The organism is Paenarthrobacter sp. Z7-10 (assembly GCF_026932795.1).
GTDB lineage: Bacteria > Actinomycetota > Actinomycetes > Actinomycetales > Micrococcaceae > Arthrobacter_M.
Genome location: NZ_JADPVH010000055.1, coordinates 1 through 15,323 on the forward strand (window position 1 = coordinate 1; position 15,323 = coordinate 15,323).

At 61.7% G+C, this 15,323-nt stretch carries 16 protein-coding genes and 1 pseudogene; 14 read left to right on the plus strand and 3 right to left on the minus strand.

The window, feature by feature from the left end; all coding sequences use genetic code 11:
• A pseudogene (locus IV498_RS14815) lies at positions 1-226 on the minus strand (hypothetical protein); the annotation flags it as partial.
• A gap of 223 nt (positions 227-449) precedes the next feature.
• On the opposite strand from IV498_RS14815, the gene IV498_RS14820 reads away from it, so the two are divergent.
• Both IV498_RS14820 and IV498_RS14825 read left to right on the plus strand, forming a co-directional pair.
• Positions 450-1,169, plus strand: a complete 720-nt coding sequence (locus IV498_RS14820; protein ID WP_269047839.1) for a hypothetical protein — start codon at positions 450-452, stop codon at positions 1,167-1,169.
• A complete protein-coding gene (locus IV498_RS14825; protein WP_269047841.1) occupies positions 1,166-1,894 on the plus strand; it encodes a hypothetical protein in 729 nt (242 codons plus the stop codon). Before IV498_RS14820 ends, IV498_RS14825 begins: the two co-directional genes overlap by 4 nt.
• On the opposite strand, the gene IV498_RS14830 is transcribed toward IV498_RS14825, so the two are convergent.
• Positions 1,884-2,495: a phosphatase PAP2 family protein gene (locus IV498_RS14830; protein WP_269047843.1), complete on the minus strand. Its 612-nt coding sequence runs from the start codon at positions 2,493-2,495 to the stop codon at positions 1,884-1,886. The two genes, IV498_RS14825 and IV498_RS14830, sit on opposite strands and share 11 nt — an antisense overlap.
• A gap of 393 nt (positions 2,496-2,888) precedes the next feature.
• Here IV498_RS14830 and IV498_RS14835 point away from each other — a divergent pair, with 393 nt between their 5' ends.
• The 11 genes from IV498_RS14835 to IV498_RS14885 all read left to right on the plus strand — a co-directional run bounded on the left by IV498_RS14835 (position 2,889) and on the right by IV498_RS14885 (position 13,939).
• A complete protein-coding gene (locus IV498_RS14835) occupies positions 2,889-3,938 on the plus strand; it encodes a CHAP domain-containing protein (protein ID WP_269047845.1) in 1,050 nt (349 codons plus the stop codon).
• A 98-nt stretch (positions 3,939-4,036) separates the two neighbouring features.
• Positions 4,037-4,456, plus strand: coding sequence for a hypothetical protein (locus tag IV498_RS14840; protein ID WP_269047847.1), 420 nt, complete (start codon positions 4,037-4,039; stop codon positions 4,454-4,456).
• 28 nt (positions 4,457-4,484) lie between these two features.
• Positions 4,485-5,102, plus strand: coding sequence for a DUF6668 family protein (locus IV498_RS14845; protein WP_269047849.1), 618 nt, complete (start codon positions 4,485-4,487; stop codon positions 5,100-5,102).
• A gap of 22 nt (positions 5,103-5,124) precedes the next feature.
• Entirely contained in the window at positions 5,125-5,412 is a 288-nt protein-coding gene (locus tag IV498_RS14850; RefSeq protein ID WP_269047851.1) for a hypothetical protein, read from the plus strand.
• 13 nt (positions 5,413-5,425) lie between these two features.
• Positions 5,426-6,190 (plus strand): hypothetical protein, encoded by a 765-nt coding sequence (locus tag IV498_RS14855; protein ID WP_269047853.1) that lies wholly within the window; start codon positions 5,426-5,428, stop codon positions 6,188-6,190.
• A 1-nt stretch (position 6,191) separates the two neighbouring features.
• The gene (locus IV498_RS14860; RefSeq protein WP_269047855.1) at positions 6,192-7,502 is read left to right on the plus strand and encodes a hypothetical protein; all 1,311 of its coding nucleotides are present in this window, start codon (positions 6,192-6,194) and stop codon (positions 7,500-7,502) included.
• A gap of 1 nt (position 7,503) precedes the next feature.
• On the plus strand, positions 7,504-9,015 hold the full coding sequence (locus IV498_RS14865; protein WP_269047857.1) for an SCO6880 family protein: 1,512 nt from the start codon (positions 7,504-7,506) through the stop codon (positions 9,013-9,015).
• Positions 9,015-10,646 carry an ATP/GTP-binding protein gene (locus tag IV498_RS14870; RefSeq protein WP_269047859.1) on the plus strand — a complete coding sequence of 544 codons (1,632 nt, stop codon included), beginning with the start codon at positions 9,015-9,017 and terminating at the stop codon, positions 10,644-10,646. The genes IV498_RS14865 and IV498_RS14870 overlap by 1 nt, the downstream gene beginning before the upstream one ends.
• Positions 10,643-12,412, plus strand: coding sequence for a type IV secretory system conjugative DNA transfer family protein (locus tag IV498_RS14875; protein ID WP_269047861.1), 1,770 nt, complete (start codon positions 10,643-10,645; stop codon positions 12,410-12,412). Before IV498_RS14870 ends, IV498_RS14875 begins: the two co-directional genes overlap by 4 nt.
• Complete coding sequence (locus IV498_RS14880; protein ID WP_269047863.1) at positions 12,409-12,837, plus strand: DUF4913 domain-containing protein; 429 nt, start codon at positions 12,409-12,411, stop codon at positions 12,835-12,837. The genes IV498_RS14875 and IV498_RS14880 overlap by 4 nt, the downstream gene beginning before the upstream one ends.
• A 58-nt stretch (positions 12,838-12,895) precedes the next feature.
• Positions 12,896-13,939 carry a PDDEXK nuclease domain-containing protein gene (locus IV498_RS14885; protein WP_269047865.1) on the plus strand — a complete coding sequence of 348 codons (1,044 nt, stop codon included), beginning with the start codon at positions 12,896-12,898 and terminating at the stop codon, positions 13,937-13,939.
• 163 nt (positions 13,940-14,102) lie between these two features.
• Here the strand turns inward: IV498_RS14885 and IV498_RS14890 are convergent, their stop codons facing one another.
• Entirely contained in the window at positions 14,103-14,432 is a 330-nt protein-coding gene (locus IV498_RS14890; protein ID WP_269047867.1) for a DUF2188 domain-containing protein, read from the minus strand.
• Between the two features lie 646 nt (positions 14,433-15,078).
• Here IV498_RS14890 and IV498_RS14895 point away from each other — a divergent pair.
• Positions 15,079-15,323: hypothetical protein (locus IV498_RS14895; protein ID WP_269047869.1), on the plus strand; the 245-nt coding region annotated here is incomplete at its 3' end.

A 15,323-nucleotide genomic window follows, 5' to 3' on the forward strand; every position in this document is an offset into this window, starting at 1 on the left:
AGGAAGCTAAGCGGCCGATAGGCAGCGTCTCCTGTCCTTTAAGCGATTCGAGGTTGATATCAGCAAGTGCGTTGCTGATAATCGGCTCCAGGAGGTCTTGAAGGGATACTTTTTGGAGGGCTGCCATTGTGCGCAGCTTCTCACTGTCGGCCAGCGACAACTTGATGTTAAAGCTGTCGCGCGGGCCACGGCTGGGCCGACCGGTCCGCTTCTTCACTGGTGCCATGGTTTGATCATGCCTCAGCTTTTGTAAAAGAAAACTCAATGCAGAGGGTGTGTCGGGCAGAAAACTTACGACAGTGGCCGCCGCCGTAGCCAGCTAAGTACCGATTCTGCCGTCGGGACGGCCCCTCCGCCTAGAATGGACGGCACGGCCTCCGATGAATCGCATCTGCTGTCCGGTTGCCATTGGATTCTGCCGTTCGAGCCGTAGAGGGAGCCCTCCCAGCATGTCCATCCCATCGAAGGATTTCCGCCAATGGGCTGATTCGCTCGACAGTGGCATGAGCGTTTCGAGGATGTCCGAACTTGCTGGTTTGAACAGGGCGACGCTCCATGGTCAGATTTTCAGGGGGCAGGTAGCGGAAAAAGTTGTCGTGAATATGGCTCGTTCACTTGAAATGGACCCACTGGGTGCGCTGTCTTCGTTTGAGCAATATTCCGAACTATTGGATGAGACGATGGCTCCCTCGCGGGCGGAGCTGCTGAGCCAAGTCCACTTCAAAGATCTATTTGGTGAGTTAATCCGTCGTAGCGGGTCACCTGAAGCTGCTGCCCTTGCTGTGGACTTGCCTTTTGAAGATTCTGTTAGGTCGTGGCTGGATACAATCGATCCCGGTAAGATCCGATATTTTCTCGCAGAGCAGGCTGGAATTACGGAAGCAGCCATTTCTGGACAATTGGCCCTAAATAGGATGACACCGGCTCTTGCCGTCGCGGCTGCGCGTCATGCTGGCGTTTCGTCAGGCAGTGGGCTCGTGGTCACTGGGGTGCTGACGGAAGAAGAGGGTCGATGGCCGCCCGGGGGACGGCTCGCAGCGCTTAGGAGTGCCTCGGCCGTTAGTCTCATCGATGTTTCAGCGTACTGGCTGACCCTCTTACGTCGCCGGGCCCTCGCGGCGTCCAAGGATCAGGACGTTGTTGAATCTATTTGGGAGCATCTCGGATGACTGTGGTCGTGCTGTCCAGCGTCGGTCTGCTGCTTTTACTCATCCTGACTCGTCTTAGCAAGATTCGGGTACCTGGGAAGCGATTGGACCTAATCGCTGTTGCCGCGGCCTGCCTTATTTGCGTCATGCTTCTGGCGATCCCCACGGTGTATGTCACCACGGATCACCTGCTCGGAGGCCGGAATATCGCAAATCTGGTCAGCCATTTACTTCTATACGTCGTCTTTTGGATCGTTGGCGTTCAAGTAGCGTCAGCCCTCGTCTTAACCAGGGCCCGTTCGCTCATCGTCGGCCCCGTTAACCGCACCGCTACGGCGGCTGTGACCGGGGCAACGATATGGCTGTTTTTTGCCAGCTTCCTGCCAACGTCAAGCATGGGCATCTTGGAGTATCAGGACCAATGGACGGTTCAGGCTTACCTAGTTTTGGGCCGGCTGTATCCGGCTATCATCTCGGGCTTGTTGGTTGTTCCCCGTAGCTGGAAGACCGCTCTGTCAGTTCCACTCCCACTTTTGAGGGCATCTTCGCTACTCACGCTCTGGGGTTTGACACTGGTTGTTCCCTCACCCATCTTCGAGGCGATGAAGCCATATGTTATGTGGGCCGCCACAGCAGAGGATGTATGCGCGTATGGTGGTGCGGCCCTGGTGGCGGTTGGAAGTGCACTCACCTGGCTGTCCAGACGTGCAGAGAACCGGCCGGACGAGACAGTGTTTAGAGGCTGACGGCGGTCAGCCAGCCGAAGACGGCAGCGACCGATACACCAACTATCCAACCACAGCAAACCTGCGCCGTGGTATGGGCACCGAGCCTTACGCGCGACCAACCCACCAGAAGCGGAACTGCAGCGGTGAGGATCAGCAGCGGACCAAACAGCGCGACCAAGGCTGCTGTGAAATATGCTCCCACGGCGGCGTGGATGGATAGCTTCCAAAAAAGGTTGATCACCAGTACGGTCACCAGTCCCAGCGCCAGCCCGAGAATCATCAAATAGAGGCCGGAGGGTGCCCCTATGCCAACCAACAGGACGGTCCCGATGATCATTGATCCCAACACGGCCGCGAGCACAGGGGCCCGCTGAGTTCGTTGGCTCACGTGATGATCGCTGACCCGTCCACGGCGGGACAGAAAAAGCAAGCCCGCCAGCGGCCCAAAGGTAACAAAGACAACAGCAACAGCGGCTGCTCCTGCATTGCGCAAACTCCATCCAGAGGACAGTGAACTGCTGACAAGCAGGATTGTCCCCAACGATGCCGGTCCCAGAACTTCACTCAGAATTCGGGCTGCGGACCTCTCCCGCTGATTGTCGGTCGCATGGGGTTCCATGAACGTGTCACGCTCCTTTGAAATATTCGTCACAGCAGCTGGAACTATACTATTTTCTTAGTAAACTGATAAACTAAGGAAATCAAGTTACCAGTGCGACCCTTGAGTCATGGGCGAGTCGTCCAGAAGGACAGCAATGCAAGCCTATGTGGCGAATGGTGCGGGAGAAGCCGAAGGTCTTCTGACCGCAAGTGAACCAGTCGTGGAGTCTCGGCTGAAAGTGTCTCGTTGGAGCAGTGAAAGATTCGGTCGAGAGTGTGGAGCTCGAGCCGGAACTGGCCGTTAGTTGAAAGACAGATTAGGGGTTTCATCCGCGTCCAGTGGCATCCCGCATGATGGGCGGCAGGCCACTGGACCGTGCGCTTTCATGGTGCAGTCAACCGAGGGAAGACCATGAACAAGGGCAGTATCGGAGCGGTAGTGGTTTCGGGAGCGTTCTTTGTACCCATCGCCTTGCTGCTGAGCATTGTGGTGCTTTTGGGAAGTGGTTCCCCGTCCCTGGCTGGGGGGTGTGAGGGTCCGGCTGTTTCAGTGGATTATTCTAAGCTCCCCGGCAATGTGGCCGGGTACGTGGGGGAACGGTTGAAGAACGCCGCCGCAATCATGGGGGCGGCCAAATCGTTGAATCTACCCAAAGGGGCCCAGGTTTTGGGTGTGCAGGCGGCGTTGGGTGAGTCATCGCTGGATGTAAACGCCCCTGGTGACGCAGCCGGTCCCGATAGTGCAGGGTTGTTCGCACAGCGCGGGAACGGCGCGTGGGGATCATATGCGGACCGGATGAATCCCACGGTCAGCGCCACAAACTTCTTCAAGGCGTTGCAGGGAGTCCAGGGGTGGGAGTCACTGGACCCTTCCGTGGCTATTCACCGGGTGCAGGGCAACGCCGATCCTTACCACTACGCAAAGTTCGCCCGGCCCGCTATCCAGATCGTTACCGCCCTGTCCGGGGCAAAGCTGACCAACGGTTCGTGTGCCCCGAACACCGGGGTGACCACCTCGCAGGCAGGCAACGACTATCCCTGGAAGACCTCCCCGGTCGGGACCAATAATCCTGCAACCCATTTCAATTTCCGTGAATGCGTGGACTTCGCCTGGTACAGGTTCATGCAACAGGTTGGTACGCCCGACCCTCCCTATAAGTACGATTCCCTGGCCATCCGCCCCGGCAGCGCGAGCACGTGGAAAGCGGCGTGGGACCGGCAGGGATGGGCCACCGGTGCGAAACCAGTGGTGGGGGCCATCGCCTGGTTCGCCCCGTATCTGGATTTTGCTGACATCAAAACCGGGGAATTCGGCCACGTCGGTGTCGTCAAAGCCGTCAACCCCGACGGAAGCGTCCAGGTCGAGCAATACAACGGCAGAGCCGCACCCAACGACCATCAGTACAGCGTTTCGACGTTGCCCGCCGATCACGTTTCCGCGTACCTCTACATCCCGAAATAGAAAGGAGTATCCCGGCATTTCCTTCCCTGATGCTGGCATCCGTTGTGGTCCTGACCACCGGGTGTGCGGCAACAAACCCCACAACGCCCGGAGCCGTGGTGACGACTCAAACCGGTTCCGCCACTGCGGTGCCAACGCTGGGCCTTTCACCCCAGGCACTCCAAAGCGGACCCACCGAACCGGTATGGGATCAGGAAAGCAAAGACTCAGCCCGCAGGGCTGCCGCAGCAGTGATGGAACTCTTTGCCCGACCGGGGCTGAGCGCCACGGCGTGGGCTAATGAGCTGGCGGCTGTGATGACGCCGAAGGCCATCACCGATTTTTATGGCACGGATCCGGCACGGATCCCCGCCCACCACGTCACCGGTCACCCTTCCCTGACGGTCGATCCAACTAATGGCTTCAGTGTTCTGGCCACGGTTGCCACCGACGCCGGATCCTACCGAATCCAATTGCTGCGCACCATGGCCGGCGCGCCGTGGAAGGCGAACAGGATCACCGCAGAATTTGGTCACTAAAAACGCTCGAGGAGAAAGGAGAACGGACATGGTTGGAAAGAAAACCCGGTCCAGGGCCCGGGACACATCCGATGACCCGTCTGTTGCTGCTGCCACCCTGTGGCCGGCGGTGGAGCTGACAGGGCCCAGCAAACCATTGTTGAGCGTGCCACGGCCGGGTCCGGCCGGGCGGTTGCCTGAAAGGAAAGCCTCCGGTGTGCTGCCGCAGTTTTGGTGGCTCGGAGTCCACGGCGGTGCCGGGGAAACATCGCTGGCCCAGGCAACCATCGACACGAAAGCCGCGGAGCACCATTGGCCTCTCTCGGATAAACCCGTGCCTGTGGTCCTGGTATGCCGCTCCAACATCACAGGCCTGCAGGCCGCCCAGCGCGCTGCCACGGAGTGGGCGTCCGGGTCACGGACCAGCACGTCAGTGCTGGGCCTTGTGGTGGTTGCCGATGCCCCCGGACGGCTCCCTGCCCGGATCCGGGACTTTACCCGGATCGTCGGTGGGGGAGTGCCCCACCTTTGGACCGTGCCGTGGATGGAGCAATGGCGTTTAGGCCATCACGTCCCGGCAGAAGAACTCCCACGAACCGTGCGCACCGTTCTTGATCAGGTGCGTCTGGCTGCTTCAACACTGCCTGCCGGGACCCCGGCGACTTAGAAATTAGAAAGAGGAAACGTTAATGCTGCTCTCCAACGCTTTGTACTGGTCCGGCACGGTGATAGCTCAGGTCCCCAATCCCGGAACGGGTGAGGCACCTCCGGGCTCTGCCGGGATCCTGACCATCCTCAAATGGGTTGCCTGGATTGTTTTCGCCCTGGCCGTGGTCGGCATCCTTGCCTGCGCCGGGACCATGATGGTCAGCAACCGCCGCGGCGAAGGAGGAGAACACGCCGGGCGTTTGGCCTGGGTGCTGGGCGGGTGCATCCTGGCCAGTGTTTCCTCAGCACTCGTCGGTGCCCTGGTCTAAGGAAAGGATCATCATGACAGAACCGCTGGAATCCACCACCGGGCAGAACCCGTTGACCAGGCCCCGGTTCATCATCCCGGCCGTCATCGTGGCAGTGCTGATCATCGCCGCCATCGTTCTGGCCATCATCCCCAAGGGCGGAGGAACCGCTGCCCCGGAGGGAACCGGACCAACCGATAGTGTGGCCACCGCTTCCACACCGAATCCCGCATCTACAGCAGCGCCTGCATCGGCATCGGCACAATCGGAGGCCAGCATCTGCGGGTTACCGGCCGGGACGCAGACGACACCTGTCACCACTCCTGAAGGAACGAAGTGGGAGCTGGTGGGTAAGATCGCCACCCCGACCTCACCAAAAAAGTACGGCCCCGGCAGGACCGGCAGTAATGGGCTGCGCTCCTGCTTCGCCCACTCACCCACCGGGGCGCTCTACGCGGGCATGAACATGGTCGTGCTCAGCAGCACCGGTCACAGCAACCTGGTCACCAAATACCTCACCGTTGACGGTCCCGAACGAGACAAACTCCTGGCCGCACCAGGCTCTGCATCAATCGGGGATCCCGACTTCCAGCTGGCGGGCTTTAGAATCAGCGACTACAGCGGCTCACGAGCGGTCATTGACTACGGTTTCAAAGTCTCCAATGGAACCTTTGGTTCCATCCCGGTGGCGATGCAGTGGCAGGACGGGGACTGGAAGTTCATTCCTCCCGCATCCGGTCAAAATGAGGGCCGCCAAATATCCGACCTGAACGGATTCATCCCTTGGACCGGCGTCTGAGATGACTCCCCTCGATCAAAGTAGCCAGTCCTGCTCTCCCTTGGACTTCCATTGCACAGTTGGGGGTTTCATCGCGGACAGTGCCGGTGATGCGTTGAAGAACATGGCGAAGGCTATTGGTGAGGCGACCGATAATGTGTTGAAGACTTTGGGGACGTTTTGGGTCAAGGTGGGAACCCCTGATTTAACGGCTGTTCCGGGTGGTTCAACGGCGAGTGATCCTGTGGCTTTTATTCAGAACAGTCTCTGGTTTTGGACGCTCGCCCTCGCTGTTTTCTCCGTCCTGGTCGGGGCGGGGAAGATGATGATCGAACGCCGTGGCGCCCCGCTCAGGGAGCTCACCCGTTCGTTGGTCACTCTCATTGTTGTGACCGGGGCGGGTGTGGCGGCCATTGGTATTTTGGTGGTGGCCGCTGACCAGTTCTCCGTGTGGATCATCGACCGGTCAACGCAGGGGCGATCGTTCGGGCAGAATCTGCGTACGATGCTCAACCTCAGCGGCTCCAGCGCGATGGGATCGATCATGATCATCTTGCTGGGTTTCATCGCGATCCTTTCCTCCTGTGTCCAGATTGTTCTCATGATCATCCGTGGGGGATTGTTGGTGGTCCTGACCGGGGTCTTCCCCACGGCGGCTGCCTTCACCAACACCAAATCGGGTAAAGCCTGGTTCGGTAAGTGTGTTGCGTGGCTGATCGCTTTCATCCTGTACAAACCCGCCGCAGCGGTGATCTATGCGACCGCTTTCCGGTTGACCACCACAAATGTTTTCAACACCGCCGGCACCGGGGACGCCTTTGATGCTTCTTTCCTGTCCGCGGTCATCGGTCTGGGGTTAATGATCATGGCCCTCTTCGCGATGCCGGCGCTGATGCGCTTCGTCACCCCCATGGTCAATGCCGCGGCCTCGGGGAGCGGCACCATGGCCTCCGGTGCGGCGGCCGGACTGGCGACGGGAGCCATCAGCCTGGGTGGTAGCGGCCGGGGCGGGGGAACATCGTCCGGGACGGGCAGCCCATCCACACCCAACGGGAGCCCCTCAAACAGCGCGGGGCCGTCCGGTACCAAGGCCGCCGGTGATGCCGGATCATCACGCCCCGGTCCTGCAGCTGGTGGCGAAGCCAGCGCGGGTGCTGCTGGTGCCGGAGGTGGAGCAGCGGCTCGTGGTACTGCTGCCGCTTCGGGCACCGCAGCGGCGGCTGCTGGTCCCGTGGGTGTTGCCGTGCTGGCTGCGCACCAGGGTGCCGCGGCGGCCCGGTCAACGGCTGGGGCCGTTCAAGACATGAGTGAAGAATCAACGGGAGGTCCCTGACATGGCAACGATGGAGAACACGTATCGGGAACCGACCTACGGTAACTGGCGGCGCCCGCGGAAGGCCGGCATCGGCACCCTGGGTGGTTTGGCGACGGCGGGACTGTTCCTGGGCCTGATCGTGACAGTGATCTGCTTTTTCACCGGCGGCTGGCTGGCCGGGCTGACCGCCCTGATCGTGCTCGGACTGGCCCTGGCACTCGTCTCGATCAACGACAAACACAACAAATCCCTCGGGGAGCGGGCCTTCGGCTACCTGGCGTTCGGCACGGCACGCCGGCGGAAGACGAACCTGTACCGTTCCGGTCCTCTCGGACTCACCCCGTGGGGGGAGTTTCAGCTGCCCGGCATCGCCGCGGCCTCACAGTTGTATGAGTTCAAGGACTCCTATGGCCGGGCGTTCGCACTGATCCATTTGCCGTCCACGGCGCATTACACCGTCGTTTTCGCCACGCAGCCGGACGGTGCGTCACTGGTCGATCCGGAACAGGTGGATGCCTGGGTCGCGAACTGGGGTGGTTGGCTGGCTGGCCTGTCCAATGAACCCGCCGTCGTTGCCGTGTCCGTGACGGTTGAGACGGCACCGGATTCCGGGGCACGCCTGCGCCGCGAAGTCGAATCAAACATTCACGCCGAGGCCCCGGAGGTTGCCAAGGCCATGCTGCGCGAAGCGCTGCAAACGTACCCACAGGGTTCAGCGACGATCCGTGCCTGGGTCGCACTAACCTTCAGCGCCGCCGCCCGCCCGGGCGGTAAACGCCGCACCGCCCCAGAAATAGCCCGCGATCTGGCCTCCCGCCTGCCAGGTTTGACGGAGCGTCTGGAATCCACCGGCGCCGGTGCCTGCGCCCCACTGGATGGCCAGGAGCTGTGCGAAGTGGTCCGGGTTGCCTACGACCCCGCCGCCGCCCGGCTCATCGATGAAGCCCACTACCAGGGCACACCCGTGGAGCTGAGCTGGGGTGAGGTAGGCCCGTCCGCGCACCAGGCGGACTGGGCCAGCTACCGGCACGAGGGCGGGCATTCGGTGTCCTGGACCATGACCGGTGCACCACGGGGCCATATCCTCTCCTCCGCCCTCGGCCGCCTCGTCGCCCCGCACCCGGAGATTGACCGTAAACGGGTCACCCTGCTGTACCGGCCCATTGAATCCGGCCGGGCCGCGGCCCTGGTCGAACGTGACCAGACCAACGCACTGACCAGGGCCTCCTCAACAACCCGGCCCACCGCCCGCGCGCTCCTGGACGCCCGGGCGGCCCAAGCCACCGCCGCCGAGGAAGCCAAAGGCGCCGGGCTGGTGAACTTCGGCCTGGTCGTCACCGCCACCGTCCTGAGCGCGGAGGGGTTGGCTGATGCGGTGGCCACGGTGGAAGGCAACCTGGGCCCCTCAGCCCGGCTGCTTTTGCGCCGGGCCTACGGGTCCCAGGATTCCGCTTTCGCGGCCTCCCTGCCCCTTGGCCTGGTCCTGCCCAAGCACCTGAAGGTGCCCGAAGAGATCCGCGAGGCCCTCTAATGTCCGCCAACCAAACCAAAAACCATACAACGCCGGCATCGGGCAGGTTACCGGCCGCCGTCCTGCGCCGGCCCGGGTTGCGGGGTTGGCGTGGCCGGGGGCAGGGCGAAGCAGCCTACGTCACCGCCGCCGATGAATGGCGGGCCACCTCCGTTCAGGTCTGCGGGCTGTGGCCCTTCGTCGGCGGCTCCGGCACACCAATCCTCGGAGTCCCCATCGGTGTCCACACGGACACGGGCGCACCCTTTAGCGGGGACCCGATCAGCTGGTTCATCCACGGCATGATCAACAACCCCTCCATGTTCGTCCTGGGCCTGCCGCACTACGGCAAATCCACTCTCGTCCGGCATATTGTCCTGGGTCTGGCCGGCCGGGGCGTCAACCCCCTGATCCTGGGAGACCTGAAACCCGACTACGTGGACCTGATCCAAGCCATGGGCGGGCAGGTCATCAGCCTCGGACCCGGACGGGGCCACCTGAACGTCCTGGACCCCGGCGAAGCCACCGACGCCGCCGCCCGACTGTTGACGGCCGCCAACGAACACCGGGTCAAAGCCAACCATGCCACGGACGAGGGAGAAAAGAAACGCCTGCTGGTCAAGGCGGTGAAAGCGGAGAGGCTGGCTGGGGAGCTTATGGCCGATGCGCATAACCGGCGGCTGAACATGGTCACGGCGCTGATCACGATCGTGCGTAACCACAAACCCAGCGCCCATGAGGAATCCCTGATCGACCGGGCCCTGCACATCCTCGACGATCGGCTGGACCGGGTCCCACTGATCGGGGACCTCATCGACGTCATCAAGGACGCTCCCGATGAGCTGCGTGACATTGCCCTGGACCGTGGCGACATGTCCCGCTACCTGGACGCCACCGACCAGCTGCGCACCTCCCTGTACTCCCTCAACGGCTCGGGCCGGTTCGGGGACATGTTCTCCCAACCCACGGACCAGCCGATGAACCTGTCCCAGCCGGTGGTCTTTGACCTCTCCGGGATCTCCGACACCCAACGCGACATTCAAGCCGCCTGCCTGCTGGCCTGCTGGTCCACCGGCTTCGCCACCGTCCAGGTCGCCCACGCCCTCGCCGACGCCGGACTGGAACCACGCCGGAACTACTTCGTGGTCATGGATGAGCTGTGGCGGGCACTACGCTCCGGGGAAGGCATGGTCGACCGGGTCGACTCCCTCACCCGCCTAAACCGCACCGAAGGAGTAGGCCAGGCCATGATCACCCACACCATGAGTGACCTGGAAGCCCTGCCCACCGAATCCGAACGGATGAAGGCCCGCGGCTTCGTGGAACGCTCCGGCATGGTGGTCTGCGGGGCCCTGCCGAGTGGGGAAATGGAGAAACTGAACAAAGCCGTCACTCTCTCCCGCGCCGAACAGGCCCGCCTCATCTCCTGGGCCGACCCCGGGTCGTGGACCGACGTCGGCGGCTCCCGCAAACGCGTCCGCCCCGGGCTGGGGAAATTTCTGTTCAAGGTCGGCGGCAGGCCAGGCATCCCCGTGGCGCTGAAGCTGACCAGTGTTGAAAAATCGCTCCACGATACAAATAAGCGCTGGCACGATCCGGCCGAAACTTTGCTGGAAGCGCCGGTTCCGGTTAGGGAAGAGGGTGCGGTATGAGTGCTCCGAACCGTAAAGGCACCGGCACCGGCGACGGGGTGGGGATCTGGCTGGCCATCGGCGCAGCTCTCGTCCTTGGGGGTGGGGTTTGGGTTTCGGCCCGTCTCGGATCCTGGTGGGCCGGGATTGCCGCGCCCCCGTCCCAGCCGATTGTTCTGATCGCCGGTCTGGTCAAGGGCCGGGTGCCTTGGCCGGTCCAGTCCACCATCGTCGGCTGCATGTTGCTCGGTGTTTTGGTCGCCCTGGCGGTGGCTGTGTTGGTGGTCCGTTCCCGGAGTGCGCGCAAGCTTACCCGGGTGGATAAGGCAGCGGTCCACATGGGCCGCGGCAAAGACCTGAACCACCTGTCCACGAAAGGGGCTACGGCCACCGCCGTGCGTCTTGGCGTGGAGAACTCCCCGGGTGTGCGGCTTGGCCGCAGCGTCGCCGGCAAACGCCCGCTGTGGGCCTCGTGGGAGGACATGCTGATCCTCATCGCCGGTCCCCGCACGATGAAGACCACCTCCTACGCCGTCCCCGCGATTCTGGACGCACCCGGTGCGGTGATCGCCACGTCCAACAAACGCGACATCGTCGACATCACCCGTCCGATCCGGGCCCAGGCCGGCGCCGTGTGGGTCTTTGACCCACAGGCCGTCGCAGAAGAAGACCCCACCTGGTGGTGGAACCCGCTGTCCTACGTGAAGAACGAAGCCACGGCCGCGAACATGGCCCAGCACTTCGCCAACGGCTCCCGCGAACCCGGAACCAAACCCGATGCCTACTTCGACCCGGCAGGGCAGAACCTGCTCAAAGCCTTCCTGCTCGCCGCCTCACTCAACTCCGCTCCGATCACGCAGGTCTACATCTGGCTGACCCGCCCGCACGACGAAACCCCCGCCGAACTGCTGAAGGCCGCCGGCTTTGACCTGTTGGCGGACATGGTGATGGGCCACATCCGCGAACCGGAAAAGCAACGCGCCGGCGTCTACGGCACCGCCCGGCAAATGGTTTCCTGCCTGACCGACCGTGACGTCAGCCAATGGGTCACCCCACTAAGGAACACCACCGTGGACACCGACCCGCGTCCGCAGTTCGTCCCCGAAGACTTCGTGCGCGGAAAAGGCACGCTCTACAGCCTCTCGCGGGAAGGCGTCGGCACAGCCGGCCCCCTCGTCACCGCCCTGACCGTCGCCGTCGTGGAAGCCGCCGAGAAGTACGCCACCTCCCAGCCCGGCGGACGGCTGGTCACGCCGCTGCTGGGGATCCTGGATGAGGCTGCGAACGTCTGCCGGTGGAAGGCGTTGCCGGACCAGTACAGCCACTACGGCTCCCGCGGCATCATTTTGATGACCATCCTGCAGTCCTGGTCCCAGGGCGTGGAAGTCTGGTCGCTGGAAGGCATGCGGAAACTCTGGTCCGCGTCCAACATGAAAATCTATGGCGGTGGCGTCTCCGAAGTCGGGTACCTCGATGAACTCTCCCGGCTGATCGGCCAATACAGCTACATCAACGTCTCCCGCAGCCACAGCAGGCAGGGCTCGTCCTCCTCACGGCAGGAGAACAAGGACGAGATCCTCTCCGTCGCGGACCTGACGGCACTGCCCCGGTTCCGGGCCATCCTGCTCGCCTCCGGCGCCCCGGCCATCCTGATCGAAACCATTCCCTGGATGAACGGCCCCCACGCCCAAAAAGTCACAGACGCCGTCGCGGCCCAAAAACCACGGGGACGGGATCCCGTAACCGTCTCCGCACACAATCTCTGGACTGACGGGCGGAGACCGTGAGTGAGTTCTCCACCGAAGGATTCGATGACGAAACCGGGGAAGTGCCTTCAGATGACGGGTACCAGGAGCCGGCCGCGGAGCTCGTGTACACCAACCCGGTCGAGTTTTTCGTTGAGCTCCTCGCCCCGTCCTATGTGCGTGAGGTCAATGAAGGAGCGCAACTGGCCTGGTGTCCCGAATGGTACAAACACCCCGAAGCCCTCATCCGGATGGAATGTATATGGCGTGCCTGGGAACACCTGCGCCTGGAACCCGCCCTGGGGTTGAGCACCTGGTGGCTGAATCACGCAGATCCGCACATGCGTGTTCTCATGGATAAAGAAGGCCCGTTCAAAAAATGTGCCTACGACGGCCACACACTCCCACGCACCCCAGGCTTGGCCACCCTCCCGCACGTAGAGCCTGAGACCGGGATTTTCGGTTGAATTTCACCGCCGGGCACTCCGGTCAGCGTCCATCCGCCCGGTCTTTAGGATGGAACCCATGAGCAAACCGCGCGACCTGACTCTTCCCACCGGCTACACCGATCTCCTCGGCGAGCTCAAGGACCGGGTAAGGGCCGCACGCACCAAGGCACTGCGGACGGTCAACACCGAGCTGATCGAGCTGTACTGGTCCATCGGACGAACGATTCTGGAACGGCAGGCCAGCGACGGGTGGGGGAGTGGAGTCATCGGCCGGTTGGCCGAGGACCTGGGAGCGGAGTTCCCTGACATGACCGGGCTGTCACGGTCCAACCTGCAGTACATGCGCAGCTTCGCGGAGGCGTGGCCGGCATTCGACGCAAATGTCCCACAGCCTGTGGGACATTTGCCGTGGGGCCACGTCCGCACCATTCTGGACAAACGTCTGGAGCCGGAGGCACGGGACTGGTACGCCGCAGCCGCGGTCGAGTACGGCTGGTCACGGAATGTGCTGATGAACATGATCATGAACAAAACCAGGGAACGCACCGGGGCCGCGCCGTCAAACTTTGTGCAGCAGCTCCCCGCACCAGATTCGGAGCTGGCTCAGCAGGTCGCCAAAGATCCCTACAACTTCGAATTCCTCGGCCTAACCGGGGAGGTCGCCGAACGCGACCTCGAGAACGCCCTGACCGGCAGGATCACCGAAACCCTTCGTGAACTCGGCCCCGGATTCTCCTTCGTCGGCCGGCAGGTCCACTTCGACGTGGACGGCGACGACTTCTACATCGACCTTCTCTTCTTCCACCTCGAACAATCCCGCTACGTCGTCATCGAACTCAAAACCGGCCGGTTTCAGCCAGAATACGCCGGCAAACTCAATTTTTATGTCGCACTCGTCGACGACGTCCTCCGACGCGCGCACCACAACGAAACCATTGGAATCCTGATCTGCGGCAGCAAGAACGACCGCAGCGTCAGGTACAGCCTCGGACGCGCGACTTCACCCCTGGCCGTAGCTTCCTATACCTACGAGGCTCTGCCGGATGACGTGCGGCAGGGGCTGCCCGACGCCGAGCACTTGACGGCGGCGCTCGAGTGGACCGACACCGAAGAGTTGTGATCATGGTTTCCCGAACGGCAGAACCTCAACCGACCGGGATGATGTAGTGGGCTTGGGGGAGCACACACCTTCTCGCCTTGGGTGTTGAGCAAAAGGACAAACCCCGCCGGCTCTCCTTTTTGTCGGGTGAGAACCGGCGGGATTATCTTTGCGATATCCAGGACTATCCCGGAGTGTTCCTGGGATCGTTGCCCGGATCGATAGTGTCCTTCGACCGGATCTTGTTGTCCTTGCCATGGATGTTCAACTCCCCACCGCCAGAACGGGAAAGATAACCGCGAGCCGCGTCAATTGCCGCGGCCTGGGTGTCGTGAACAGAGGAAGCGCGAGAGGAGCCCTCCCGCTCTGCCTTCCATACGTCGTCACCTGGTACTACGTGATAGCTATTTCGTTCAGCCATATGAATCACCCCCAGACGTAGCTGATGCAGGCAACGTAACAGACGATGCCGACAGAAAGTCTTGGCGGAGGCGTTCAGCTTCTCGGCAATCACCTGCGGCTTCCGCAACTTCCAGAACTACAGAATCGGCAATCCCTTCACCGTCGGAGGCCACTGACCATACCGCCAAAACCACGAAACCACGCTTACATGCAAAGGGCCACTACACTTTGGGCAAATCCCTTGCCAGAAGTCTGCACCTCGAATACACTCAGGTTTCTGCGGTTCAGATCCCTGCTAATTTATGGATCTGGCGCGTTGAAATTAGCAGCTATCATCGCTTCTCTTCTTGAACCGTTGGCGGCCTCATTTTAAGGAAATCTTAGTGAAAGTATCGTTGACGGACTATGCCCGTTTTAGGCGCATCGGCATGGCTGCGATTGTCGCAATCCTGGCATGCATCGCGATTGTCGGTTCGGGGCTTACAGCTTCAACAGCCCGTGCCACTGAACCAACAATTGTAAGTGGGACTGCCGGCCTATTCGTTCCAATGCAAGCGCGCCTGGTTAGTACGACGACGCCCACTGGAACGATAAAAGCCCCACTTGCACCCCTTTCGCCGCGCATCATCCAGGCCTCTGGCCGGTCGGGCCTCCCGGCTTCTGGGGTTTCCGCTGTGTTACTTACCTTTACGGCTACGGATCCCAGTCTGCTTGGGCAGATGTCCGCTGGGCCTGCGGACGGTGCCCTAAGTGGTGTCATGAGGTACGATGCCAACAAACCCACGTCAAATAGCTCTATCGTAAGTGTTTCAAAAGATGGCCAGATTCAAATTCAAGCGACAACGACAACGAATGTCAATATCGACATTCAGGGATATTACACAGCTGGAAACAACGTGACCGCAGCTGGCGGGTACTCTCCGGTGGATCAAAAGCGAATCGTGGATACCATCAACGGGGTCGGTCTACCTAAGGCGACTATCGGATCCGGGCAGACGGTGTC

Excerpts from the sequence above, each read along its gene's own strand:
- IV498_RS14820 (WP_269047839.1), top strand. The coding sequence starts at position 450 with ATGTCCATCCCATCGAAGGATTTCCGCCAATGGGCTGATTCGCTCGAC.
- IV498_RS14825 (WP_269047841.1), top strand. The coding sequence starts at position 1,166 with ATGACTGTGGTCGTGCTGTCCAGCGTCGGTCTGCTGCTTTTACTCATC.
- IV498_RS14830 (WP_269047843.1), bottom strand. The coding sequence starts at position 2,495 with ATGGAACCCCATGCGACCGACAATCAGCGGGAGAGGTCCGCAGCCCGA.
- IV498_RS14835 (WP_269047845.1), top strand. The coding sequence starts at position 2,889 with ATGAACAAGGGCAGTATCGGAGCGGTAGTGGTTTCGGGAGCGTTCTTT.
- IV498_RS14845 (WP_269047849.1), top strand. The coding sequence starts at position 4,485 with ATGGTTGGAAAGAAAACCCGGTCCAGGGCCCGGGACACATCCGATGAC.
- IV498_RS14850 (WP_269047851.1), top strand. The coding sequence starts at position 5,125 with ATGCTGCTCTCCAACGCTTTGTACTGGTCCGGCACGGTGATAGCTCAG.
- IV498_RS14855 (WP_269047853.1), top strand. The coding sequence starts at position 5,426 with ATGACAGAACCGCTGGAATCCACCACCGGGCAGAACCCGTTGACCAGG.
- IV498_RS14860 (WP_269047855.1), top strand. The coding sequence starts at position 6,192 with ATGACTCCCCTCGATCAAAGTAGCCAGTCCTGCTCTCCCTTGGACTTC.
- IV498_RS14865 (WP_269047857.1), top strand. The coding sequence starts at position 7,504 with ATGGCAACGATGGAGAACACGTATCGGGAACCGACCTACGGTAACTGG.
- IV498_RS14870 (WP_269047859.1), top strand. The coding sequence starts at position 9,015 with ATGTCCGCCAACCAAACCAAAAACCATACAACGCCGGCATCGGGCAGG.
- IV498_RS14875 (WP_269047861.1), top strand. The coding sequence starts at position 10,643 with ATGAGTGCTCCGAACCGTAAAGGCACCGGCACCGGCGACGGGGTGGGG.
- IV498_RS14885 (WP_269047865.1), top strand. The coding sequence starts at position 12,896 with ATGAGCAAACCGCGCGACCTGACTCTTCCCACCGGCTACACCGATCTC.